At 70.3% G+C, this 22,196-nt stretch carries 21 protein-coding genes; 8 read left to right on the top strand and 13 right to left on the bottom strand.

The annotated features are described in order from the left end of the window. Positions 1-260 precede the first annotated feature (260 nt). Complete coding sequence (locus VF647_26565; protein ID HEX8455673.1) at positions 261-2,390, top strand: dehydrogenase E1 component subunit alpha/beta; 2,130 nt, start codon at positions 261-263, stop codon at positions 2,388-2,390. Between the two features lie 64 nt (positions 2,391-2,454). Here the strand turns inward: VF647_26565 and VF647_26560 are convergent, their stop codons facing one another. From VF647_26560 to VF647_26550, 3 genes are read right to left on the bottom strand one after another with little or no spacing between them, the layout of a single operon-like run. Continuing rightward, positions 2,455-2,874, bottom strand: a complete 420-nt coding sequence (locus VF647_26560) for a type II toxin-antitoxin system VapC family toxin (GenBank protein ID HEX8455672.1) — start codon at positions 2,872-2,874, stop codon at positions 2,455-2,457. Positions 2,875-2,879: 5 nt separating this feature from the next. Then, a complete protein-coding gene (locus VF647_26555; GenBank protein HEX8455671.1) occupies positions 2,880-3,257 on the bottom strand; it encodes a hypothetical protein in 378 nt (125 codons plus the stop codon). A gap of 22 nt (positions 3,258-3,279) precedes the next feature. Further along, positions 3,280-3,612, bottom strand: a complete 333-nt coding sequence (locus VF647_26550; protein ID HEX8455670.1) for a hypothetical protein — start codon at positions 3,610-3,612, stop codon at positions 3,280-3,282. Positions 3,613-4,052: 440 nt separating this feature from the next. On the opposite strand from VF647_26550, the gene treS reads away from it, so the two are divergent. The 4 genes from treS to VF647_26530 are packed head-to-tail and all read left to right on the top strand — an operon-like array spanning position 4,053 to position 10,839. Further along, entirely contained in the window at positions 4,053-7,331 is a 3,279-nt protein-coding gene (treS, locus tag VF647_26545) for a maltose alpha-D-glucosyltransferase (GenBank protein ID HEX8455669.1), read from the top strand. Continuing rightward, positions 7,328-8,668, top strand: a complete 1,341-nt coding sequence (locus VF647_26540; protein ID HEX8455668.1) for a hypothetical protein — start codon at positions 7,328-7,330, stop codon at positions 8,666-8,668. The genes treS and VF647_26540 overlap by 4 nt, the downstream gene beginning before the upstream one ends. Further along, positions 8,652-10,145 (top strand): 4-alpha-glucanotransferase, encoded by a 1,494-nt coding sequence (malQ, locus tag VF647_26535; GenBank protein HEX8455667.1) that lies wholly within the window; start codon positions 8,652-8,654, stop codon positions 10,143-10,145. Before VF647_26540 ends, malQ begins: the two co-directional genes overlap by 17 nt. After that, positions 10,132-10,839: an SDR family oxidoreductase gene (locus VF647_26530; protein HEX8455666.1), complete on the top strand. Its 708-nt coding sequence runs from the start codon at positions 10,132-10,134 to the stop codon at positions 10,837-10,839. The genes malQ and VF647_26530 overlap by 14 nt, the downstream gene beginning before the upstream one ends. A 289-nt stretch (positions 10,840-11,128) precedes the next feature. On the opposite strand, the gene VF647_26525 is transcribed toward VF647_26530, so the two are convergent. Both VF647_26525 and VF647_26520 read right to left on the bottom strand, forming a co-directional pair. Continuing rightward, positions 11,129-12,286, bottom strand: coding sequence for a branched-chain amino acid ABC transporter substrate-binding protein (locus tag VF647_26525; protein HEX8455665.1), 1,158 nt, complete (start codon positions 12,284-12,286; stop codon positions 11,129-11,131). Positions 12,287-12,302: 16 nt separating this feature from the next. Further along, positions 12,303-12,701: a hypothetical protein gene (locus tag VF647_26520; GenBank protein ID HEX8455664.1), complete on the bottom strand. Its 399-nt coding sequence runs from the start codon at positions 12,699-12,701 to the stop codon at positions 12,303-12,305. A gap of 266 nt (positions 12,702-12,967) precedes the next feature. Here VF647_26520 and VF647_26515 point away from each other — a divergent pair, with 266 nt between their 5' ends. Together VF647_26515 and VF647_26510 are read left to right on the top strand one after the other, a co-directional pair. Next, the gene (locus VF647_26515; protein HEX8455663.1) at positions 12,968-14,125 is read left to right on the top strand and encodes a hypothetical protein; all 1,158 of its coding nucleotides are present in this window, start codon (positions 12,968-12,970) and stop codon (positions 14,123-14,125) included. Then, complete coding sequence (locus tag VF647_26510) at positions 14,122-14,523, top strand: hypothetical protein (GenBank protein HEX8455662.1); 402 nt, start codon at positions 14,122-14,124, stop codon at positions 14,521-14,523. The genes VF647_26515 and VF647_26510 overlap by 4 nt, the downstream gene beginning before the upstream one ends. 312 nt (positions 14,524-14,835) lie before the next feature. Here the strand turns inward: VF647_26510 and VF647_26505 are convergent, their stop codons facing one another. After that, positions 14,836-15,372 (bottom strand): hypothetical protein, encoded by a 537-nt coding sequence (locus tag VF647_26505; GenBank protein HEX8455661.1) that lies wholly within the window; start codon positions 15,370-15,372, stop codon positions 14,836-14,838. A 154-nt stretch (positions 15,373-15,526) separates the two neighbouring features. On the opposite strand from VF647_26505, the gene VF647_26500 reads away from it, so the two are divergent. Beyond that, the gene (locus VF647_26500; protein ID HEX8455660.1) at positions 15,527-15,796 is read left to right on the top strand and encodes a hypothetical protein; all 270 of its coding nucleotides are present in this window, start codon (positions 15,527-15,529) and stop codon (positions 15,794-15,796) included. 105 nt (positions 15,797-15,901) lie between these two features. Here the strand turns inward: VF647_26500 and VF647_26495 are convergent, their stop codons facing one another. The 7 genes from VF647_26495 to VF647_26465 form a co-directional block, all read right to left on the bottom strand. After that, complete coding sequence (locus VF647_26495) at positions 15,902-16,957, bottom strand: Glu/Leu/Phe/Val dehydrogenase (GenBank protein ID HEX8455659.1); 1,056 nt, start codon at positions 16,955-16,957, stop codon at positions 15,902-15,904. A gap of 65 nt (positions 16,958-17,022) precedes the next feature. Next, a complete protein-coding gene (locus VF647_26490) occupies positions 17,023-18,162 on the bottom strand; it encodes an acyl-CoA dehydrogenase family protein (GenBank protein HEX8455658.1) in 1,140 nt (379 codons plus the stop codon). Between the two features lie 314 nt (positions 18,163-18,476). Then, positions 18,477-19,337: a 3-hydroxybutyryl-CoA dehydrogenase gene (locus VF647_26485; GenBank protein HEX8455657.1), complete on the bottom strand. Its 861-nt coding sequence runs from the start codon at positions 19,335-19,337 to the stop codon at positions 18,477-18,479. Between the two features lie 168 nt (positions 19,338-19,505). Beyond that, on the bottom strand, positions 19,506-19,883 hold the full coding sequence (locus VF647_26480; protein HEX8455656.1) for a hypothetical protein: 378 nt from the start codon (positions 19,881-19,883) through the stop codon (positions 19,506-19,508). After that, positions 19,868-20,797 carry a type II CAAX endopeptidase family protein gene (locus tag VF647_26475; protein ID HEX8455655.1) on the bottom strand — a complete coding sequence of 310 codons (930 nt, stop codon included), beginning with the start codon at positions 20,795-20,797 and terminating at the stop codon, positions 19,868-19,870. Before VF647_26475 ends, VF647_26480 begins: the two co-directional genes overlap by 16 nt. Then, positions 20,794-21,363: a biotin transporter BioY gene (locus VF647_26470; protein ID HEX8455654.1), complete on the bottom strand. Its 570-nt coding sequence runs from the start codon at positions 21,361-21,363 to the stop codon at positions 20,794-20,796. Before VF647_26470 ends, VF647_26475 begins: the two co-directional genes overlap by 4 nt. A 108-nt stretch (positions 21,364-21,471) precedes the next feature. Next, positions 21,472-22,196, bottom strand: a 725-nt coding sequence (locus tag VF647_26465) for a thiolase family protein (protein ID HEX8455653.1), incomplete at its 5' end; no start/stop codon positions are given.

The raw sequence follows: 22,196 nt of genomic DNA, 5'->3' as shown, positions 1-22,196 counted from the left end.
TCTCTCGACCCGCCGCACGCACCGGTTCCGTAGGGGCCGCCCCACGTGGCTGCCCGTGCCTACCCGCGCACCGCACCCACGCATCCCACACAATGCCTCGCGGTCCCGATGCCCCCATTCCCCATTCCCCATTCCCCATTCCCCGCCCCACTCCCCTGGCCCCGGATGTGCTTCTCGAATATGTTCTTCGCCCCGGTCCGCCTCCGCGGCCGGACGCGGCGGACGCCGCGCAACGACCCATAAAGGAACGCCTGCATCCGATGGCGACCACGACCAAGAAGAAGCCCCGCACCGAGGAAGCCGCGCTCGGCCGCGACACGCTGCTCGGCTTCTACCGCACCATGCTGCTGGCCCGTCGCCTCGACGACAAGGAGATCCAGCTCAAGGGGCAGAACAAGATCTTCTTCCAGATCTCCGGGGCCGGGCACGAGGCGATCCAGGTGGCCGCCGCCGCCCACGCCCGCCCCGGCTACGACTGGTTCTACTTCTACTACCGCGACCGCGCCTTCTCGCTCGGTCTGGGAATGACCGCGCTCGATCACCTCCTGCAGGCCGTCGGCGCCGAGGCGGACCCCTCCTCCGGCGGGCGGCAGATGCCGTCGCACTGGGGGCACAAGGCGCTCAACATCGTCTCCACCTCGTCGCCCACCGGCACGCAGTTCCTGCAGGCCGTGGGCACCGCCGAGGCCGCGATGCGCGCCCGCAAGCTGGGCGAGCCGCTGGTCGAGACCACGGGCGCCAAGGAGGACGAGGTCGTCTTCGTCACCACCGGCGACGGCACCACCTCCGAGGGCGAGTTCTGGGAGAGCCTCAACTCGGCCTCCAACCTCAAGCTCCCCGTCGTCTACATCGTGGAGGACAACGAGTTCGCCATCTCCGTCCCGGTGGAGGTGAACACGGCGGGCGGCAGCATCTCCAGGCTGGTGCAGTCGTTCCCGGACCTCCTCGTCATCAACTGCGACGGCACGGACCTGGTGGACTCGTACGCCGCGATGGGGCGCGCGGTGGAGTACTGCCGCACGCGCCAGGGCCCGGCGCTGGTGCACGCCAAGGTGATCCGCCCGTACAGCCACTCGCTTTCCGACGACGAGCGGTTCTACAAGACGGAGGTGATGCGGAACGAGGAGGCCAAGCGCGACCCGCTGGTGCGCGCCGCCAAGCTCCTGGTGGACGGCGGCCTCGCCACGCAGGACGAGCTCGCCCGCATCGACGCCGAGGTCAACGACGAGGTGCAGCGCGCCACCGACGAGGCGCTCGAGTCGCCGCAGCCGGCGCCCTCCACGGCCATGCAGTACCTCTTCTCGCCCGACGTGGACCCCACGGCGGAGCAGTTCGACACCGAGGACGACCCGCGCTTCACCGGCGGCGAGACCACGATGGTCGACCTGATCAACGCCACCCTCAAGGACGAGATGCGCCGCGATCCGCGCATCGTCGTCTTCGGCGAGGACGTGGCCGACGTCTCGCGCGAGGAGATGATCAACGACGTCAAGGGGAAGGGCGGCGTCTTCAAGGTCACCGCGGGGCTGCAGCGCGAGTTCGGGGGCACGCGCGTCTTCAACTCCCCGCTCGCCGAGGCCAACATCATCGGCCGCGCGGTGGGGATGGCGGTGCGCGGGATGAAGCCGGTGGTCGAGATCCAGTTCTTCGACTACATCTGGCCGGCGATGATGCAGATCCGCGGCGAGGTGGCCACCATGCGCTACCGCTCTAACAACGCCTTCGCCTCGCCGATGGTCATCCGCACCACGTACGGCGGCTACCTCAAGGGCGGCTCCATCTACCACTCGCAGACGGGCGAGTCGATCTTCGCGCACTGCCCCGGCATCCGCGTCGTCCTCCCGTCCAACGCCATCGACGCCGCGGGTCTCCTGCGCACGGCGATCCGCTGCGAGGACCCGGTCCTGTTCCTGGAGCACAAGCACCTGTACCGCCAGGTGTACAACAAGGGGAAGTATCCCGGCCCCAACTTCATGATCCCCTTCGGCAAGGCCCGCACGGTGCGCGAGGGGACGGACGTGACGGTGATCGCCTGGGGCGCGCTGGTGCAGCGCTCCGTCGTGGCCGCCAAGCAGGCCGAGGACCAGTTCGGGATCTCCACCGAGGTCATCGACATGCGCACGGTGAGCCCGCTGGACATGGAGGCCGTGGCCGCGTCGGTGAAGAAGACCAACCGCCTGGTGATCGCGCACGAGGACTCGCTCTCGTGGGGGATCGGCGCCGAGGTCGCGGCGCGCGTGGCGGACGAGCTCTTCCCCTGGCTGGACGCGCCGGTGAAGCGCGTGGCCTCGCTGGACACCTGGGTGGCCTACGCCCCGCAGGTCGAGCGCGCCATCCTCCCCGAGCCGGAGGACGTGCTCAAGGCGATCCAGGAGATCAAGGCCTTCTGATCCTCGCCCGATCGCTCCCCAACGCCCCGGCGGCCGCAAGGCTGCCGGGGCGCTCTGCGTTTTCTCATCGGTTCCACGGGTTCAGGATCTGGATGCCGCGGTCACGGAAGTGGCGTTCGTTGCGGGTGACGAGCACCATGTCGTGAATGACCGCGGTGGCAACCAGAATCCCGTCCGGTACGCTCAGCTCGCGTCCGGCGCGGCGGCCCTCGTCAGCGATCCGTCCCCAGGCCCTGGCAATTGGCACGTCCACCGGGATCACCCGGTCTCTGTATTCGGTGGGGATCTCCTCCAGCCACTGAATGAGGTAAGTGCGCTTCGCACCGGGTTCAAGTTTCGAAGCACCTTTCTGGATCTCGCCCAATGTGATCGTGCTGAGCGCGAAGTGCTCCTGTGGACGTGCACCCATCCACCTTGTTACCCGCGGGTCCGGACGCGGCTTGGTGCTGTCGGAGACTACGTTGGTGTCGAGAAGATAGCGCATGCGTCTCAGTCGGCCGCGTCCGCCGAGAGGTCGTTTTCATTTCGGCACGCGCAGCGCTCGCGTCGGCGGTCCTCCTCCCTCATCCGCTCGAAGTAATCTCCAGGCAGTTCCCCATCTTCGTAAACCGCGCTGGGCGGCAGGCTCTGAAGATGGTCCCATGCACTCTTCTCACCTTCCTGCAGTTGGCGTGGCACCGGTGGGGTTTCCCCCAGCGCAAGCAGCCGTTGGTGAGCGAGCACGAGACGGTAATGGTCCGCCTCACTCATAACCACGACCGCCGTGCAATCAGGTCCGAGCACTGTCTGCGGAGCGTTGGTGAGAGCGCGGTGCATCACTTCACCAAGCCGCTTCTCCGCTTCCTCCGAGTACCAGAAATCCGTCATCTCCCCCCTCCCGTGTTCTCGATCAATCGTGAGCCGCAGCATCCATTTCGCGGGCGCTCCCCGTCCACCCGGTGCAGCATTCAGAGTGGCGTGACGCTTCCCGTGAGCGTTCCAGGAAATCCTCGGGCAAGTCCCCGTCGCGGATGGCGGCCGCGATCGGCGAGTTCTGCATGATCTCGAAGAGCTCTTTCCCACCGAACCCGCGCACCGCGGGAGCCGGCACCCGTTCGGCGAGCCGCTGGTACTCCGCCTCGCCGAGCATCACCACCGCGCGTCGCTCGCGGCTCACCACGCGCTGCGGCCCAGAGGTAAGCGCGAGTTCCACCACCTCCGCGAGCGTCTCCGCAGCGTCCATGAGATTCCAGTTCCTCATGCGCTCTCTCCAGGTCCCGAGGCATGTCCACTCCGTTCGATTTCGAAGGTAATGGAGTAGAAGTCAACTGAGCAACAGGGCGACAGAAAGCGGATCTCCTGGTGTCGCAAGGAGATCCGCACAATCGCGCCACGGGTGGAGCGTAGCGAACAACGCTGTCTCGTCAGGTGCTCACACGGGCCCTGAGCGACAGGCAGAGCAGCCGAGGCACACCAGCTCAAAGCGTGGGCTGAGGCAGGGTTCAGTCCCGGGATAGTCCAGCGGGGACGGAATCACAGCGCGTTCGCGAGGTGTCGCGACGGTGGCGGCTGAGGCGGGGCGGGCGCACTTCCTGCAACGCGGGGCGCCCCTGAGCCGGGCCGATTGTGGCCGCGGCACGCGCCGTTCGCCGGCCCCGAACCCCGATCAGGAGACCGCCCCCGTTGAGCGCTTCCGACCCGCTCTGGTACAAGGACGCCGTCTTTTACGAGATCCACGTCAAGGCTTTCCAGGACTCCAACGCCGACGGGATCGGCGACTTCGCCGGGCTGATGCAGCGCCTGGACTACGTGCAGAGCCTGGGCGTGGACGTCATCTGGCTCCTTCCCTACTACCCCTCGCCGCTGCGCGACGACGGGTACGACATCGCCGACTACTACAACATCCACCCGTCGTACGGGTCGGTGGACGACTTCACGCGCTTCATGGAGGAGGCGCACCGCCGCGGCCTGCGCGTGATCTCGGACCTGGTGCTCAACCACACCTCCAGCGACCACCCCTGGTTCCAGCGCGCCCGCCGCGCTCCCAAGGGCTCGCCGGAGCGCGACTTCTACGTGTGGTCGGACGACGACACCGTGTACAAGGAGGCCCGCGTCATCTTCACCGACACGGAGCCGAGCAACTGGACGTGGGACCCGGTGGCGGGGCAGTACTACTGGCACCGCTTCTTCAGCCACCAGCCGGACCTCAACTGGGACAACCCCGCCGTGAAGGAGGCGATGTTCCAGGTGATGGAGTTCTGGCTGGACCGCGGGCTGGACGGCTTCCGCGCGGACGCGGTGCCGTACCTGATCGAGCGCGAAGGGACGATCTGCGAGAACCTCCCGGAGACGCACGACATCCTCAAGGAGTTCCGCACACGGCTGGACTCCAAGTACCCGGGGCGCATCCTGCTGGCCGAAGCCAACCAGTGGCCGGAGGACGTGCGCCCCTACTTCGGCGACGGCGACGAGTTCCAGATGGCGTTCCACTTCCCGCTGATGCCCCGCATCTTCATGGCGGTGCGGCAGGGGATCCGGAAGCCGATCGTGGAGATCATCGAGCGCACCCCGCCGATTCCCGACGACTGCCAGTGGTGCATGTTCCTGCGCAACCACGACGAGCTCACCCTGGAGATGGTGACCGACGAGGAGCGCGACTACATGTACCGCGAGTACGCCGCCGATCCGCGCATGCGCCTCAACCTGGGCATCCGCAGGCGGCTGGCGCCGCTGATGGACAACGACCGGCGCAAGATCGAGCTCCTGAACTCGATCCTCTTCACCATGCCGGGGTCGCCGATCGTGTACTACGGCGACGAGCTGGGGATGGGCGACAACGTCTTCCTGGGCGACCGCGACGGGGTGCGCACGCCCATGCAGTGGTCGCCGGACCGCAACGCCGGGTTCAGCCGCGCCGAGGCCGCGCGCCTCTTTCTGCCGCCGATCACGGATACGCAGTACGGCTTCCAGGCGATCAACGTGGAGGCGCAGGAGCGCTCGCCCTTCTCGCTCCTCAACTGGACCAAGCGGCTGATCGCGGTGCGCAAGCAGCACCACGCCTTCGGCCGCGGGACCATCGAGTTCCTGCAGCCGGAGAACCCGCACGTCCTCGCCTACATCCGCGAGTACGAGGGCGACGCCATCCTGGTGGTCAACAACCTCTCGGGCACGGCGCAGGCGGTGCAGCTCGACCTCACGCGCTTCGCCGGGCGCATCCCGGTCGAGCTGCTGGGGCAGACGTCGTTCCTTCCCATCGACGAGACGCCGTACGCGCTGACGCTGAGCCCCTACGGGTTCTTCTGGTTCGGGCTGCGGCCGGTGCGCGTGGAAGCCGATGCGGGGAACGACGTGCCGGCCGAGTGGGCGGAGGCAGAGGCGCGCGTCTTCGAGGACGCGGGGGTGCTGGCGGGGATGGTCGCCGCGGTGCCGCACGAGTGGCTGCGCTCGCAGCGCTGGTTCCGCGGCAAGGCGCGCGAGATCCTGGGCACCGAGCTGGTGGACCACGCCATCGTGCGTCCGGAGCGCGGGCCGCGCGCCATCGCGTCGGTGCTGCGGGTGAGGTACGAGGAGGGCGAGCCGGAGGTGTACTTCCTCCCGCTCTCGCTGCACCCCACGCTGCAGCCGGGTGTGGCGCCGGAGGCGATCGTCTCGCAGGCCACCGAGGCGGGGGAGTTCCGCGTCTTCGAAGCGCTGGGCGACCGCCGCTTCGCCGGGGCGCTGCTGGACGCCATCCGCGAGGAAGCGGTCATCGAGGGGCAGAGCGGCCGGCTGGTGGCTCGCCGCGGGCGCACCTTCGAGGAGCTGGACCAGCAGCGCGGGCCCGTGCGCGCCATCTCCGCCGAGCAGAGCAACACCTCGCTGATCATCGGCGACTCGGCCATCCTCAAGGTCTTCCGCAAGCTGGAAGCGGGGATGAACCCGGACCTGGAGGTGACGCGCTTCCTCACCGAGCGCACCACGTTCCGCAACCTGCCGGCGCTGGGCGGGTGGATCGAGCACCAGGGGGCGGGCGAGCCGTCGTCGGTAGCGGGGCTCTTCGCCTTCATCCCCAACACGGGGGATGCGTGGAGCGTGGCGCTGAAGGCGCTCGAGCGCTACATGGGCGCCGCCTCCCGCAGCGCCGCCGATCCCGAGACGGTCGCGGGGCAGGAGGCGGTGCGGCGGATGGCGGGCGACTTCTTCCCGTCCATCGAGCGGCTGGGCGCCACCACCGCGCGGCTGCACCTGGCGCTCGCCTCCGCGGGCGACGACGAGCCGGACTTCGCGCCGGAGCCGGTGGGCGACGCGGAGGTGCGCGCGTACGCGGATGCCTTCGCCCGCCACGTGGACGAGGTGCTGGGCGAGCTGGGGCTGCGCCTCGAAAAGATCCCCGGCGCCTTCCCGTCCGCGCTCCTCAACGAGCTGACGGCCGTGGTGCGTGCCGCGGCCGACGTCCGCCAGCGCGGCGACGACCTGCGGCTGCTCCAGGAGGCGGGGACGGTGCGCACCCGCTTCCACGGCGACTACCACCTGGGGCAGGTGCTCCGCGCGGAAAAGCCGGGGCCGGACGGGTCGGAGTGGTACATCCTGGACTACGAGGGCGAGCCGGCGCGCCCGCTCGCCGAGCGCCGCGCCAAGGGCTCGCCGCTGCGCGACGTGGCGGGAATGCTGCGCTCCTTCAACTACGCCGTGCGCGTGGCGCTCAAGGATTACCGCACCGACGACTACCGCACCCGGATGTCGCTGGAGCGGTGGGCGGCCGCATGGGAGCGCGAGGCCCGCACCCTCTTCCTGGGCGCGTACCGCGCGACGGTGGCGGGCTCGCCCATCGTGCCGGCCGACGCCGACGTGTTCGCGCGGGCGCTGGCGGTGTTCGAGCTGGAGAAGGCCGTGTACGAGCTGGGGTACGAGATGAACAACCGGCCGGACTGGATCTGGGTGCCGCTGGAAGGGATCCGCTCGATCCTGGGGGGCGCAGCGTGACGCCGCGCATCTACAACCTCTTCCAGCGGCTGGTGGGCCCCACGACGCGGTGGGCGGAGCATGCCCGGCGCGCGCGCGACATGGGGTTCGACTGGGTGTACCTCAACCCCTGGCACTACCCGGGGTTCAGCGGCAGCCTGTACGCCGTCAAGGAGTACCGCCGGCTCAACCCGCTCTTCGTGCCCGCCGGCGCGGACCCCATGAGCCTGGAGCCGCTCCGCGCCGCGCTGGCGGAGATCTCCGCGCTTGGCGTGCAGCCGATCATGGACCTGGTCATCAACCACACGGCCAAGGACTCGCCGCTCATCCAGGAGCACCCCGAGTGGTACGTCCGCGACGAGCGGGGCCAGGTGCGCAGCCCCTTCGTCGTCGATCCGGACGATCCGTCCAAGGTCACCACCTGGGGCGACCTGGCGGAGATCGACAACGAGACGCACCACGGCCGCCAGGAGCTGTGGGCGTACTGGACGGAGCTGGTGCGGGACTCCATCGAGCTGGGCTTCCGCGGCTTCCGTTGCGACGCCGCGTACAAGGTGCCGTCCGAGCTGTGGCGCCACCTGATCGACGAGGCGCGCCGCGTGGACCGCGAGGTGAAGTTCTTCGCCGAGACGCTGGGCGCGCCGACCGAGGACGTCGCCGCGCTGGCGGACGCGGGGTTCGACTTCTTCTTCAACTCGTCCAAATGGTGGGACTTCCGCGAGCCGTGGGCGCTGAAGCAGCACGAGGAGTTTCGCACGATCGCGCCCAGCGTCGCCTTCCCCGAGTCGCACGACACCTCGCGGCTGGCGGCGGACACGGACGGCGACGAGGCGGTGCAGCGGCAGCGCTACGCATTCGCGGCGGCGTTCTCGGCCGGGATCATGATGCCGATCGGCTACGAGTTCGGCTTCCGCAAGCAGGTGAACGTGGTGGAGACGAAGCCGACCGACTGGGAGCGGCGGCGGATGGACCTGCGGCGCTTCATCAAGCGCGTTCATGCGTTGAAGACGGGCCACGCGCTGCTGCAGGGCGAGGGCGTGCTGCGCGCGGTCGGCGGGCTGGAGGGCGACACGCTGCTGCTGGAGCGCCGCGCCGCCGACACGCCCACCGCGGACCTCGGCTGGATCCTGGTCAACAAGGTGAAGACTGCGCGGGAAGTCGCGATCGGCACCCTTGCGCCGGGCAGCCAGGAGGAGGGCGAATACCGCCTCTTCCGCGTCTGCCGCGACGACGCGCCGGAAGAGGGGGAGCCGCTCGGCGCCACGGTCGCGTTGGAGGGCGCGGAAGTGGCGTACGTCCTCCCGGTGGGCGCGATTCCGCTTCGCCCGTCACCGGTGCTGAATGAAGAGCGTTACTGAGCGCAGGCGGAGCGGGGTCCTCCTACACCCCACCTCGCTCCCCGGCGGTCCCATCGGCACCCTGGGCGACGAGGCGTTCCGCTTCGTGGACTGGCTCAAGGAGGCGGGGCAGGGCCTCTGGCAGATGCTCCCGCTGGTGGCGGTGGACGAGGGCGGATCGCCGTACAACGGCCTTTCCGCGATGGCCGGCAACACCTTTCTGCTGGACGCGGGGCGGCTGGCTCAAGATGGTCTGATCGAGAAGCCGGACGAGAACGCCCAGCTGCCGCGCGTGGACTTCACCGCCGCCGCGCGCCGCAGCGATGCGCTCATCCGCAGCGCATACGAGGGTCTCAGGGCCGGCCGCGTCCCCGCGCTCCGCGACGCCTTCGCCGCGTACCGGGAAAAGCACGCGTACTGGCTGGACGACTACGCCCTCTTCCGCGCCCTCCGCGACGCGCAAGGGTCGCCGTGGACGAGCTGGGAGCCGGGCATCCGCACGCGCAAGCCGGCCTCGCTGCGCAGGGCGCGCACGGAGCTGGCGGAGGAGGCGGAGCGGCACGCCTTCGGGCAGTTCCTCTTCGACCGCCAGTGGTCGGCGCTGCGCCGCTACGCCACCAAGGCGGGCATCGCCATCGTGGGCGACATCCCCATCTTCGTGGCGCACGACAGCGCGGACGTGTGGGCGCACCCCGAGCTCTTTTCGCTCGACGCGGACGGGATGCCCACGGTGGTCTCCGGCGTGCCGCCCGACTACTTCAGCGAGACGGGGCAGCGCTGGGGAAACCCGCTCTACCGCTGGAAGGTAATGGAGCGCGACGGATTCCGCTGGTGGAAGGAGCGATTCCGGCGTACACTGGAGTGGGTGGAGCTGGCGCGCATCGACCACTTCCGCGGCTTCGAGTCGTACTGGGAGGTGCCGGGCGAGGAGGAGACGGCGCTCAACGGCACCTGGCAGCCGGGCCCCGGATCACGCCTCTTCGCCGCCGTAGCGAAGGAGCTGGGCCCCTTGCCGCTGATCGCGGAGGACCTCGGCGTCATCACCCCCGAGGTCGACGCGCTGCGCGAGTCGCTGGGGATGCCGGGGATCCGCGTGCTGCAGTTCGCCTTCGGCGACGACCAGGAGAACCCGCACCTCCCCGCCAACTACGCGGCGAACACCGTGGCGTACACGGGGACGCACGACAACGACACCTCGCTGGGCTGGTACCGCGCCGCGTCCGAGGCGGACCGCGCGGGACTGCGCAGGCTGACGGACGCGCCGGAACGGTCGGTGCACTGGGGGATGATGGAAGTCGTCTTCCGGTCCCCCGCCGCGCTGGCGGTGGTGCCGCTTCAGGACGTGCTGGGGCTGGGAAGCGAGGACCGCATGAACGTCCCTGGCACCTCGCAGGGGAACTGGGGATGGCGCTTCCGCCGCGAAGACCTGACTACCGCGCTCGCCGAGCGCCTCAACAAGCTCACCCACGCCACCGGCCGTCTCCATGCCGAACAATGAAACCGCGGGACCGGTGACGATGGTCACCGGCGGCGCAGGCAACCTCGGCCGCGCCGTCACGCGCGCCTTCCTGGAGGCCGGCCACCGCGTCTTCGTGCCCCTGCACAAGGGCGACGCGCACGCCATGGACGGCCTGGCGAACGAGTACAGCGGCCGCGTAGACACCTGCTTCCTGGACCTGACCACGGAGCGCGGCGCCGCCGCCGCCGTGCGCGAGGCAGTGGAGTGGACGGGGCGGCTGGACTCGGTGGCGCACCTGGTGGGCGGCTGGTCGGGCGGCGTCCTGCTGGGCGACACCCCCACCGACCTGTGGGATCGGATGATGGACCTCAACCTGCGCTCCGCCTACCTCGTGGCCCGGGCCGCGCTGCCGGTGATGACGGGGGGCGGCACGCTGGTCTTCGTCTCCTCGCGCGCGGCGCGCGAGTCGCGGGCGAACAACGGGGCGTACGCCGTCTCCAAGTCCGCGCTCCTCACGCTGAGCGAGGTGATCGCGGAGGAGTACGGCCCCTCCGGCGTCCGCTCCTACGCGGTGCTCCCGGGCACGCTGGACACCCCCGCCAACCGCGCCTCCATGCCCAACGCGGACGCCGCCTCCTGGATCAAGCCGGAAACCGTCGCCGCCCAGATCGTCCGCCTCTGCTCCGGCACCGCCGAGGAGCCGAATGGGGCCGCGATTCCGGTGTTTGGGTGAGGGCCCCCTCCCCCCGGCCCCCTCCCCCGCCTGCGGGGGCGCAGGGCGGGTGAGGGGGAGAACTCCGCGCGCGTCACACAGATCCGGTAGGGGCGCGATTCATCGCGCCCGCCCTCGCCGCCACCCCGACGCTCGCCCACGCACACCGATCCCGTAGGGGCCGCCCCGCGTGGCTGCCCGTGCCCGCCGCCGCCCCACCGTCCGCGAATCGGCAAACGCCTGTCCGACAAACAAAACGCCCCCGGCACGCGAACGATGCCGGGGGCGTTTCTTCCTGCGAAACGACGTCCTACCGCGCCGTCACCAGCTCGCTGCCGCGGACGACGCCGATGACGACCGGCTTCTCGACGACGTCGCCGTTCTCGTCGAACTTGATGGTGCCGCTGACGCCGTCGAAGGCCGGGTGCCCACCGGGGCGGCCCACCTGCTCAAGGTAGCCGCGGATCGCCTCGCGGTCCGGGCCGACCTTGGTGATGGCCTCGTAGAGAAGATAAACGATGTCGTAGGTCTGCGCCGCACGGTGGTCCGGCGACGTCTTGTAGCGCGCACGGAACGCGGCAACGAACTTCTGGGCCGCGGGCGTGTCGTGGTCCGGGAGGAAGGCGGAGCTCACGAACACCCCCTCCCCTACCCCGCGCGCGTCCTTGACCCCGGTCAGCCCATCCGCGCCCAGAATGGGGCCGGTGTACCCCAGCCGGCGCGCGGCCTGGATGATGGGGACACCCGCGTCCGCCTGCCCGCCGATCACCAGCGCGTCGGCGCCGCGGCGGATGGCGCGCACCAGGTACGGGTCCAGCGCCGCCGGGTTCTTGAGGATGTCGGGGAGGTACGGGTCGGACGAGACGATCTGTCCGCCCTGGCGGCGGAAAGCGGCCGCGAAGGTGGAGGTCACCCCCTGCCCGTACTCGTCGTTGGCGTAGATGACCGCCGCCTTGCTGCTCCCGAGCCGCTCGCGCGCGTGCCTCGCCAGCACGGGCGAGAACTCCAGGTCGGTGGGGGTGACGCGAAAGGTCCACGGACCCGCGCCCGTGAGCGCCGGCGCGCTAGACGCCGGCGAGATCTGCACGACCGGATCGCCCAGGATGCTGTCCTGCTCGCCCGCCGGCATGTTGTAGATGGGCGCCGCCTTGATCGACACGGCCGAGTTCACGTGCCCGATCACCGCCACCACCTTTTCGTTCTCGCGCAGGTCCCGCGCGACTTCGATCCCCTTCTTCTCGCTCTTCTCGTCGTCGCGGATCTCGAGCGCGAAGGTGCGGCCGGTACCCGCGAGCTTCTTGTTGATCTCGTCCACGGCCATCTCGGCGGCCATCTGCACGGACTTGCCGTTGGCCATCTGGAGAGGCGCGGCGACGCCCAGCACGATGGTCTCCTCCTTCCGGCCGCACGCGGCGAGGGAGAGCACCGCGAGGGCGGCGACTGCGGACGACGAGGAAAGCGCTTTCATTGCGATGCGGGGGTTGTCACGGAATCGGACCTTCGGAAGCGGAATCGAGAGCACTGCGGGCCTCCACCAGCCACTCGGGACGGGTGCCGTCGCCGAAGGCGGACTCCAGCACGGCCAGCAGCCGCTCTACCGCTTCCGAGTGGCGGCGCGGAGGGAGCGCACCCGCGAACAGGCGAAGGATGGCGAGCGCCGTTTCGGCGGTCGGAGGCTCGCCCGCGACGGCCTTGTCGAACGCCCAGCGCTCCAGTTTCCGGCAGGTAGCGTCGGAAGGGGCGCTTCCGGCCAGGAACTTCTGGAGGCCGGTCGGGCTCATCCCCACCTGTCGGGCCGCATGCCTCAGCGACCTCGCGCTCACCTGCCGCTCGACCGCTTCGCGCAGGCGGGCCAGCGGTGCGGCCCCATCGTTCGACGCCATTGACGCGCTCGATCCAAGGGGCTATACTGCGCCCGTCTACTCTGTCTACTTTTGGGTGGGATCTCTGTGCAAGAGTACATTGGGGGAGGCTCCTCCCGCAAGGGTACACCGCACGGAGACGGCTGGAAGCGCGCTCGGGGGCGCGCCCGGCCAACCCGGCTCCCCGCACCCGCCCTCGCGGCGCGGCGCCTTACCCGGAGGCACTCATGGACCCGACGACACCACGTAGCGCGCGTTTACGCGCGCGCACTCCGCGCCGTAACACAGTGCGCCGCTGGTGCATACCTCCCGCCATTCTTCGCGAGCCGGACGAGACCCTGGAGGGCACGGGGATCCTGGAAGAGCTTCGCGGCGAGGCGGGGCTCCTCCTCTGGCACTCCCTGCGCGACGTGACGCTGTGGGCCGAAGTCGCGCCGGAGGACCGCCCCGCCCTCTTCGCCGCGCCAGCCGCGGCGGAGCGGCTGCGGCTGCTGCGCTCGGCGGCGGTGGAGCCCGCGCTGGAGGTTTCGCTCTCCACGCTGGCTGCGCTGGTGGGGAACCCGGCCGGCGCCAGCTCCGAGATCGTGACGCTGGTGTGCCTCCAGGTGTCGCGGTGGGCGCAGGAGCAGGGCGCGCCCAACACCTCGCTCGCTTTCGCGCAGGCGGGTGCGCTGGCGTCGCCCGAGGATGCGTCCGCGGCGCTCGCCGTGGGGGTGCTGGCACTCCACTTCCGCCGCCTTGCGCGCGCGGAGACGTGGCTGCGGCGGACGATCGGCCTCGCACGGCGGCGGCGGGACTGGGCCTCGTACGCGCAGGCGTGGGTGGAGCTGGGGCGCCTCCAGACCAGGCGCGGCTCCGCGGAGGCGGCACGGCGGGCCCTGATCAAGGGGACGCGCGCAAGCAGGCGGCACGGGCTTCTTGCCATCCGGGCCACCGCACTGCACGGCCTTTTCTTGCTCTCTCTGGAGTCCGGCGACTACGAGGATGCGGAGCGTTTCGCGCGGCTGGCGATGCGCGCGTACGGCCGGGGGCACGCGCGCCAGTCGGAGCTTCAGCACGATCTGGCGCGCCTCTGGGTGCTCCGCGGCACGTTCGAGCGGGCGCTTCCGGCGCTCCAGCGGCTCCTTCCCACGCGCGTGCAGCCGGGGGAGCGGGTGACCACGCTGGCGCTGCTGGCGCGCGTCGCCGCCGGCCTGGGGAACCGCCCGCTTTACCAGGAGGCGTGGTGGGACGCGTGGACGATAGTAGAGCGCGGCGGCGACGACGAGACGCTCGCGCGCGCGCTGGTGGACATGGCGCACGCGTCCTCCCTGCTGCGCGACGCGCCGCGACTGGACCAGGCGTGCCGCCACGTGCTGCGCGGCCCGCTGCGCCGCGTGGACCCGCGCGTCCTTGCGGAGGTGGAGGAGCTGGCGTCCGCGCTGCGGGCGCCCGCGGCGACGTGATCTTTCTCGCCCGCGTGCCGCCCCCCGCCTTCTCTCCCCGCAGCGGCGAGGACGAGGTGGTGGAGGGAGGTCTGCTGGTGGCGGAGCTGGGCGAGGCGGCGGGTTTGGCGGTGTGGAGGGCGTTGCGCGATGCGCGCGCTTGGCGGGCACGAGGTGCGCCGCTGGACGAGCAGGGACGGATCGGCGCCCTGCGCGGGGCGCGTCTGCCGCAGGAGCTGTGGGCGCCCCTCGCCGTCTTCGCCTGCCTTGGCGACGGCATCGGCGCCGGCGACGAGGCGCGCCTCCTCCACGCCTCCCGCCGCATCGCCGGCTGGGCCGAGTCCAACCGCGCCTACCGCACCGCCCTCGCCTGGGAGGCGCTCATCGCGATGGCGTGGCCGCGGGGGGTTGGGTATTGATCGGGTGTGGCGGATGGCGGATGTGGAGGACGCGGCGAGGGTGGACAGACACGCAGGTCTGCCCCTACGAGGTTTCGTGTGCGAGGGCTGGCGGCGGGGCTGGGGCGGGCACGGGCAGCCACGCGGGGCGGCCCCTACAAAGGTCCGGGTGTTCGGGCGGGCGGCGGTGCCGGGGCGGGCACGGGCGCGATAAATCGCGCCCCTCCCAGAACCGTGGGACGTGCAGGGATCCACGCGTGCGCCCCTCCCCCAGGTTGTTTTGGGGGAGGGGCCGCGAGGAACGAGCGGGGGAGGGGGCCCCGCCGCGGCCCCCTACGGCTTGTTGCCCGGGCAGTTCTTCATCAGCTGCTTCTCCGTCACGCGCCACTGGCCGGCCTCCTTGCGGTAGCGCAGGCGCCAGGTGCGGTCGCAGATGACGGTGGGGAAGGTGCGGCGGTCCGTGGTGTAGCCGACCACGATCAGGGTGATCTGGTCCCGGGTGTAGCGCACGACGTTGGGGGAGACGTAGTTGCCGTACTCGCGCACCCACGTGCCGCCCAGCCCGCCCTGCTCCTCGTCGTCGATCAGCAGCACCTGGCGCGGGTCGGCGATGCGCGGCTTGCCCAGGATCTCCATCAGGCGCGCCACGCGGATGCTGTCGCCGGTCACCTGGCGCGCGCGGACGGCGAAGCCCTTCACGTCGACCCAGCTCGGCCCGTCGGAGGGGCGGCCCAGCATGTGGGTGCGCGAGTCCTGCTGGATGAAGGAGATCACCTGGCGCGTGACGGTGATGTAGTCTTCCTGCGTCGGACGCGGGCCGGTGCAGGCGGTCAGGAGGAGGAGTGCCAGGACGGATGCGGCTCGCTTCATGGTCTGCGCGCGGAACGGGTTGGAGAGTGGGGGTGCCGGTGGAACGATACACCCGCGCGCGCGCCGCGCAACCGCCCGCCCTCCCGCCGGGGCACGGGCGGCGCTACGTTGTGCGCGCAACGAGCGCCCGGCACCCACCCGCACGCGAGCATCGATGAAGTTCTGGAGACTCACCCCCCGCCACGACACGCTTTGGTGGTGCGTGGACGGCAAGGACCCCTGGACGCCCTACGCCAACCGCGCCTTCGGCTTCGTGGTGCGCGCCGCGGACGAGGAGGAGGCGCGCTTCCTGGCGCACCAGGCCGGCGGCGAGGAGAACGGCGCCATCGATGGCATCCGCCCCTGGCTGGACGACAGCTACTCCCGTTGCGAGGAGCTCGGCGACGGCCCCGGCGAAGTCCTCATGGTCAATTTCCGGCTCTGAACACAGCAAAAGCCTCACACAGAGACACAGAGGAACCCGCAAGAGGAGACAGAAAGGGCCCGACGCAGCGCGCCGGGCCCTCTTCACCGTGTGCTACGCGGCAGATCACACGTAGGTGCGCTGGATGCGGCCGACGGACTCGATGCGGCGCTCGGCGATCTCGTCGGCGGCGACGTAGGTGGGGATGCCCGCCGACTCGGCGTGTTCGAAGATCTGCACGAGCGTGGTGTAGATGTCGCCCGCCTTGCGCATGGAGCGCTCGGCCGACCACCCGTTCAGCTCGCCGCACACGTTGATCAGGCCGCCCGCGTTGATCACGTAGTCCGGGGCGTACAGGATGCCGCGGCGGTGCAGCTCGTCGCCGTGGCGCGCCTCGGCGAGGACGTTGTTCGCCGCGCCCGCCACGATGGTGGCCTTGAGCAGCGGGATCGTCTCGTCGTTGATGGTGGCGCCCAGCGCGCTCGGGGCGTAGATGTCCGCCTCGGCGGAGTAGATCTCGTTGAGGCCCACGGCCCGCGCGCCGAACTCCTCCACCACGCGCCCCACCCGCTCCTGGTCGATGTCGGTGACGATCAGCTGCGCGCCCTCGGAGGCCAGGTACTGGCAGAGGTAGTAGCCCACGTGGCCAACGCCCTGCACGCTCACCGTCTTCCCGGCGAGCTCGAAGGAGCCGAACTTCACGAACGCCGCCGCCTTGATCCCCTGGTACACGCCGTACGCCGTCACCGGCGACGGGTCGCCCGAGGCGCCGTGGCGGCCGGTGACGTGCTCCGTCTCCATCGCCACGAACTCCATGTCGTCCGGCGAGGTGCCCACGTCCTCGGCGGTGATGTAGCGGCCCTTGAGCGTCTCCACGAAGCGGCCGTGCGCGCGGAAGATCTCCTCGCGGCGCGTGGTCTTGGGGTCGCCCACGATGACGGACTTGCCGCCGCCCAGGTTGAGCCCCGCCACCGCCGCCTTGTACGTCATCCCGCGCGACAGGCGCAGCGCGTCGATGAAGGCTTCCTCGTCGGAGGCGTAGTTCCAGAAGCGCGTGCCGCCCAGCGCCGGCCCGAGCACGGTGTTGTGGATGGCAATGATCCCCTTGTACCCGCAGGACGGCTCGTAGCAGAAGACGACCTGCTCGTGCTCGTGCTCGCCGATCATCGAAAACAGTTCCATGCCCTGGCTCTGTGCAGAAGTGCTTGAAGTGCCGGCGCGACGATTGGGTCGAGCCGCGCGGTAACCTACTGCCGGTAAAGCTCCCGCGCGATAACCGTGCGCTGGACCTCGCTGGTCCCCTCGTAGATCTCGGTGACCTTGGCGTCGCGAAAGAGCCGCTCCACCGGGTACTCCTTCACGTAGCCGTACCCTCCGTGCACCTGCACCGCGTCGGTGGCCACGCTCATGGCCGCTTCGCTGGCGTACAGCTTGGCCATGGACGCCAGCATGCGGACGGGCTCGCCGGCATCCTTGGCGGCGGCGGCGCGGTGGGTGAGCGCGCGCGCGGCCTCCACGCGGAGCGCCATGTTGGCCAGCTTCCACCCCAGCCCCTGGAACTCGCGGATGGAGGTGCCGAACTGCTTGCGCTCGTCCGCGTACGAGAGCGAGTGCTCCAGCGCCGCCTGCGCGATCCCGGTGGCGAGCGCGGCGATCCCCATCCGCCCGTTGTCCAGCCCCTGCAGCGCGTAGATCAGCCCCATCCCCGGCTCGCCGAGGAGCTGGTCGTCGGGTACGAAGAGGTCGCGGAAGGCGATCCCCACCGTCTCCGACGCGCGCTGCCCCATCTTGTCTTCCTTCTTGCCGACCAGGTACCCCTCGGCGTTGGTGGGGACGATGAAGGCACCGATCCCCTTGGCGCCCTTGCGGTCGCCGGGGGTGTCGGTGCGGGCCATCGCCACCATCACGTCGCCGAAGCCGCCGTTGGTGATCCATGCCTTGGAGCCGTTCAGCACCCACCCGCCGTCCGTCTTCACGGCCTGCGCCGAGAGCGATGCCGCGTCCGAGCCTGCATCCGCCTCGGAGAGGGCGAAGCCGCCCAGCAGCTCGCCGCGTGCCATCGGCCTCAGCCAGCGCTCCTTCTGCGCGTCGGTGCCGTGCGCCAGGATCATCTGCGTGGGGAGCGAGTTGTGGACGCTCATCGCCACCGCCACCGACGCGTCGCCGCGCGCGATCTCCTCCAGCGCGATCAGGTAGGTGGTGGCGTCCATCCCCAGCCCGTCCCACTCCTCGGGGATGAGCATCCCCAGGAAGCCGAGCTCCCCCAGGCTGCCGATCACCTCGCGCGGGAAGTGCGCCTCGCGGTCCCACTCTTCCGCGTGCGGCCGCAGCTCGCCGTCGGCGAACTCGCGGGCCAGGTCGCGGATCTGCTGCTGCTCGGGTGTCATCAAAGCTGGTGCAAGGGTGATGGACCGGCGAAAAGGTGCGTTAGTGCGTTAGTGCGTTAGTGCGTTGCGACTGCCAACACTTTGTCATCCTGAGCGACGCGCGGCCCAGACCTCCCCTGCTCTGTCCTGTGGCGCGGAGCGAAGGATCTACTGCGCGAACTGAGGGGCTCGAGCGTCACACCGGACCTCCTGCCCCGCCGGCTAGATCCTTCAGTCGCCGCAGGGAGTACGGCCTGCGTTGCCGGCATTCCGTCCGGCGGCTCCCTCAGGATGACAAAGGGATGAACGCACCCGGGTCCAACGCACTCACGCACTCACGCACTTCTGTAGTCGTAGAAGCCTTCCCCCGTTTTCCGCCCCAGCTTGCCGGCGGCCACGTACTTCCGCAGCAGGGGGCAGGGGCGGTACTTGTCGTCGCCGAGGCCGCTGTGGAGCACCTCCATGATGGCCAGGCAGGTGTCCAGGCCGATCAGGTCGGCGAGGGCGAGCGGACCCATTGGATGATTCATGCCGAGCTTCATCACGGTGTCGATCGCCTCCGCCTCCGCGACGCCTTCCATGAGGCAGAAGACCGCCTCGTTGATCATCGGCATCAGGATGCGGTTGGCGACGAAGCCGGGATAATCCTGCGCCTCCGCCACCGTCTTCCCCAGCCGTTCGGCGAGCGCGACGGTGGTGCGCGTCGTCTCGTCAGTGGTGGCGAGGCCGCGGATGATCTCCACGAGCTTCATCACCGGCACCGGATTCATGAAGTGCATCCCGATCACCTGCCCGGGGCGCTTCGTCCGCGCCGCGATCTCGGTGATGGAGATGGACGACGTGTTGGTGGCCAGGATAGCGTGCTCCGGCGCGTGCGCGTCCATGTCCGCGAAGATGCGGAACTTGAGGTCGCGGTTCTCCGTCGCCGCCTCCACCACCAGGTCCGCCCCCGACACGGCAGACAGATCGGTGGCCGACGTGATGCGCCCCAGCGCCGCGTCGCGGTCCGCCTCGGCGAGCGCGCCTTTCTTGATCTGCCGGTCCATGTTGCCACGGATGGTGGCCTGGGCCTGGTCCAGCGCCTCCTGCCGCACGTCCACCATCGTCACGTCGAAGCCGTTCTGCGCGAAGACGTGCACGATCCCGTTCCCCATCGTCCCCGCGCCGATCACGGCGACCTTTTTGATCTCAGCCATGCTCTTTCGTCTGGTGTGTTGCCAATGGCCCCCTCCCCCCGACCCCCTCCCCCGCCTGCGGGGGCGCAGGGCGGGTGAGGGGGAGAACTGCCGCCCCGAGACCGCTTCAGCGGTCTTCGCGTGGTTCCAGCCGGGGGATTCATCCCCCGATAATACGCCGCCCGCCCTTTACCGCACCATCCACAGCACGAAGTAGATCCCCACCAGGAAGCCGCCGGTGGCGATCAGCCAGGTGGCGGGGTTGCCGTAGCGGGGGGTCGCGGCGCGGGCGCGGTCCGCCTTTTCGCGGATGGCGCGCGCCTCGGCCACGCCGCCGCTCTCCACCACGTCGCGCAGGGTGAGCATCTTTGGGCCCGCCACCCACGCCGCCGCCCCGAAGAGGATCGCCATCACCCCGGCGGTGAAGACCACCAGGAGCCAGATCCGGTCCCGGTCCGCCGCCGTCACCGCGCCGAGGCGGGCGAAGGGAAAGAGGAGCGGGACGAGGCACGCGAACGCCATCGCCACCCCCGCCGCGCTCCCCCAGAAGTTCAGCGGCCGTTCCATGCGTCCCCCAGGCGCGCATCCACCAGCGGGCGCAGCGCGCGAATGCCCGGCGACGCCGAAAGGAGCGGCGTGCGCATCATCCACGCCGTCCCCGCGACAATCGCCAAAGTCGCGGCAAGGCCCGCCTCCGGGCCGAAGGGGCCACCCGTCCACCAGTCGGCCCCCAGCTCGCGGGCGCTGTAGAGCGGCGTGTCGAACTGCGCGCCGCTCACCGGAAAGTCGAGCAGCGCGCTCATCGCCCAGTTCCACCCCATGTGCAGCGCCGTGGCAAACCAGAGCGACCGCGTCCGCAGGTACGCCACCGCCAGCATGATTCCGGCGAGGAAGATGTTCGCCAGCCCCAGCCAGGTGACGTTCGGGTTGTTGGCGTGGCCCGCCGCGAACGCCGCGGAGGTCAGCAGGATCGCGGGCCACACGCCCGTCCCCTGCACCAGCGCCTGCAACGCGTAGCCGCGAAACATCACCTCCTCCGCCGCCGCCGCCACCGTGAAGATGGCCAGCGCCCGGGCGAGCGAGACGGCATATTCGGCGGCGCTCCCGTCGTCGGCGACCCAGCGCGCGGTTCCCGCCACCACGAGGAGCACCACCGCGCCCGCCAGCAGTCCGCCCCCTATCCCGAAGCCCACGGCGGAGTCGCGCGCCGCCCGCGGCTCCAGCGCGAAGCCCAGCGCGCCAAAGGGCCGCCGGTCCACCGCGCGCAGCATCACCGCGCTGGCCAGCAGCCCCGCGAGGAGCAGCGCCACGAACCCGCCCGTCATCTCGTCGAACAGCTTGCTCGCGACGATGAGCACGACGAGGAGGACGGTGAAGGTGAAGAGGAGAGCCACGAACAGGAGGACGCGCCACCCGGTCCGCACGCCGTGCGGGCCAAAGAACGCGTCCGTCCTGCGCGGGGCCTCCGCCTGCTCGGTCACCGATCCAGGATCTCGCCCGCCCGCTTGCCTACCCGGCGCGACACCGCGAGGGCGATCCCCACCTTGACCAGGTCGGCCAGGAGGAAGGGCGCCACGCCCAGCGCCACCGCCGCCGTCACCGAGCCGACGATCGCGAGCCAGATCAGGCCGCCGGCGTAGATGGCCGCCAGCGCCGCCAGCAGCCCGGCGAGCGCGCGCCCTGTGCCGCGCCGCGCGCCCAGCCCGGCGAGCCACGCCGCGGCGGGATACGCCATCAGGTAGCCGCCGGTGGGCCCCAGCAGGTACGCCGCGCCGCCGCCCGCCACGAAGACGGGGAGCCCCGCGACGCCGGCCAGCAGGTAAAGCATCTGGCTGCGCGCGCCGAGCCGCGACCCGAGCACGGCGCCGGCCAGCATCACGAAGAGGGGCTGCAGCGTAAAGGGCACGGGCGTTCCGGGCAGCGGGATCGCCACCTTGGCCCCGAACGCCGTCGCCGCCGCGAACGCCACGACGCCGATCGCGCGCCGCAGCGGCTTGGAAGCAACCAGACTGGTTCCGGCCAGGGTGCCGCGCTGGGTGTTCATCATGTCGGTTTCGGTTCTGTGGAGGATGAAAGTGCTAAGTGCTAAGTCCTAAGTGCTGTACCGGGATCACCCAGCACTCAGCACTTGGCACTTAGCACTTCTGTTCCGGCCCTACACCCGCTCCACCGACAGCGCCACCGCGTCGCCGCCGCCCAGGCAGAGCGTGGCGAGGCCGGTCTCAGCGTCGCGGTCCTTCATGGCGTGGAGGAGCGTGGTGAGCACCCGCGCGCCCGATGCGCCGATGGGGTGGCCCAGCGCGACCGCGCCGCCGTTCACGTTGACGCGGTCCCAGTCCCACTCCAGCCCCTGACCGTTGGCGAGCGCCTGGACGGCGAACGCCTCGTTGGCCTCGATCAGGTCGAAGTCGCTGATGCCGGTGCCGGTCTTCTTCATCAGCCGCTTCACCGCCTGGATGGGCGCGAAGAAGAGCTCGTTCGGCTCCACGGCGCCCGTGGAGTAGGCGGTGATGCGGCCCAGGATAGTGAGCCCGTGAGCGCGCGCGTACTCCTCGGACACGACCAGCACCGCCGACGCGCCGTCGTTCATCGACGAGGCGTTGCCAGCGGTCACCACGGGGTCGGTGACGTCCTTGGGCGCATCCTTGGTGAAGGCGGGCTTCAGCTTACCGAGGCTCTCCAGCGACGAATCGGCGCGCGGGCCCTCGTCGGCATCCACCACGGTCGTGCCCTTGCGCCCGGAGATCTCCACCGGGACGATCTCCTCGGTGAACTTGCCGGCCTGAATCGCGGCGACGGCCTTGCGGTGCGAGTTCACGGAGAACTCGTCGGCCTGCTGGCGGGAGATGCCGGCCTTCTTGGCCGTGTACTCCGCATGGC

Origin of the sequence: Longimicrobium sp. (assembly GCA_036387335.1) — a bacterium.
GTDB lineage: Bacteria > Gemmatimonadota > Gemmatimonadetes > Longimicrobiales > Longimicrobiaceae > Longimicrobium.
Note: the sequence above shows the minus strand (reverse complement) of the source record. Positions and strands in the feature narration are given on the sequence as shown.

What these genes read in the sequence shown, in the direction of transcription:
- VF647_26565 (HEX8455673.1), top strand. Translation starts at nt 261, where the DNA reads ATGGCGACCACGACCAAGAAGAAGCCCCGCACCGAGGAAGCCGCGCTC.
- VF647_26560 (HEX8455672.1), bottom strand. Translation starts at nt 2,874, where the DNA reads ATGCGCTATCTTCTCGACACCAACGTAGTCTCCGACAGCACCAAGCCG.
- VF647_26555 (HEX8455671.1), bottom strand. Translation starts at nt 3,257, where the DNA reads ATGACGGATTTCTGGTACTCGGAGGAAGCGGAGAAGCGGCTTGGTGAA.
- VF647_26550 (HEX8455670.1), bottom strand. Translation starts at nt 3,612, where the DNA reads ATGGACGCTGCGGAGACGCTCGCGGAGGTGGTGGAACTCGCGCTTACC.
- malQ (HEX8455667.1), top strand. Translation starts at nt 8,652, where the DNA reads ATGAAGAGCGTTACTGAGCGCAGGCGGAGCGGGGTCCTCCTACACCCC.
- VF647_26530 (HEX8455666.1), top strand. Translation starts at nt 10,132, where the DNA reads ATGCCGAACAATGAAACCGCGGGACCGGTGACGATGGTCACCGGCGGC.
- VF647_26525 (HEX8455665.1), bottom strand. Translation starts at nt 12,286, where the DNA reads ATGAAAGCGCTTTCCTCGTCGTCCGCAGTCGCCGCCCTCGCGGTGCTC.
- VF647_26520 (HEX8455664.1), bottom strand. Translation starts at nt 12,701, where the DNA reads ATGGCGTCGAACGATGGGGCCGCACCGCTGGCCCGCCTGCGCGAAGCG.
- VF647_26505 (HEX8455661.1), bottom strand. Translation starts at nt 15,372, where the DNA reads ATGAAGCGAGCCGCATCCGTCCTGGCACTCCTCCTCCTGACCGCCTGC.
- VF647_26500 (HEX8455660.1), top strand. Translation starts at nt 15,527, where the DNA reads ATGAAGTTCTGGAGACTCACCCCCCGCCACGACACGCTTTGGTGGTGC.
- VF647_26495 (HEX8455659.1), bottom strand. Translation starts at nt 16,957, where the DNA reads ATGGAACTGTTTTCGATGATCGGCGAGCACGAGCACGAGCAGGTCGTC.
- VF647_26490 (HEX8455658.1), bottom strand. Translation starts at nt 18,162, where the DNA reads ATGACACCCGAGCAGCAGCAGATCCGCGACCTGGCCCGCGAGTTCGCC.
- VF647_26485 (HEX8455657.1), bottom strand. Translation starts at nt 19,337, where the DNA reads ATGGCTGAGATCAAAAAGGTCGCCGTGATCGGCGCGGGGACGATGGGG.
- VF647_26480 (HEX8455656.1), bottom strand. Translation starts at nt 19,883, where the DNA reads ATGGAACGGCCGCTGAACTTCTGGGGGAGCGCGGCGGGGGTGGCGATG.
- VF647_26470 (HEX8455654.1), bottom strand. Translation starts at nt 21,363, where the DNA reads ATGATGAACACCCAGCGCGGCACCCTGGCCGGAACCAGTCTGGTTGCT.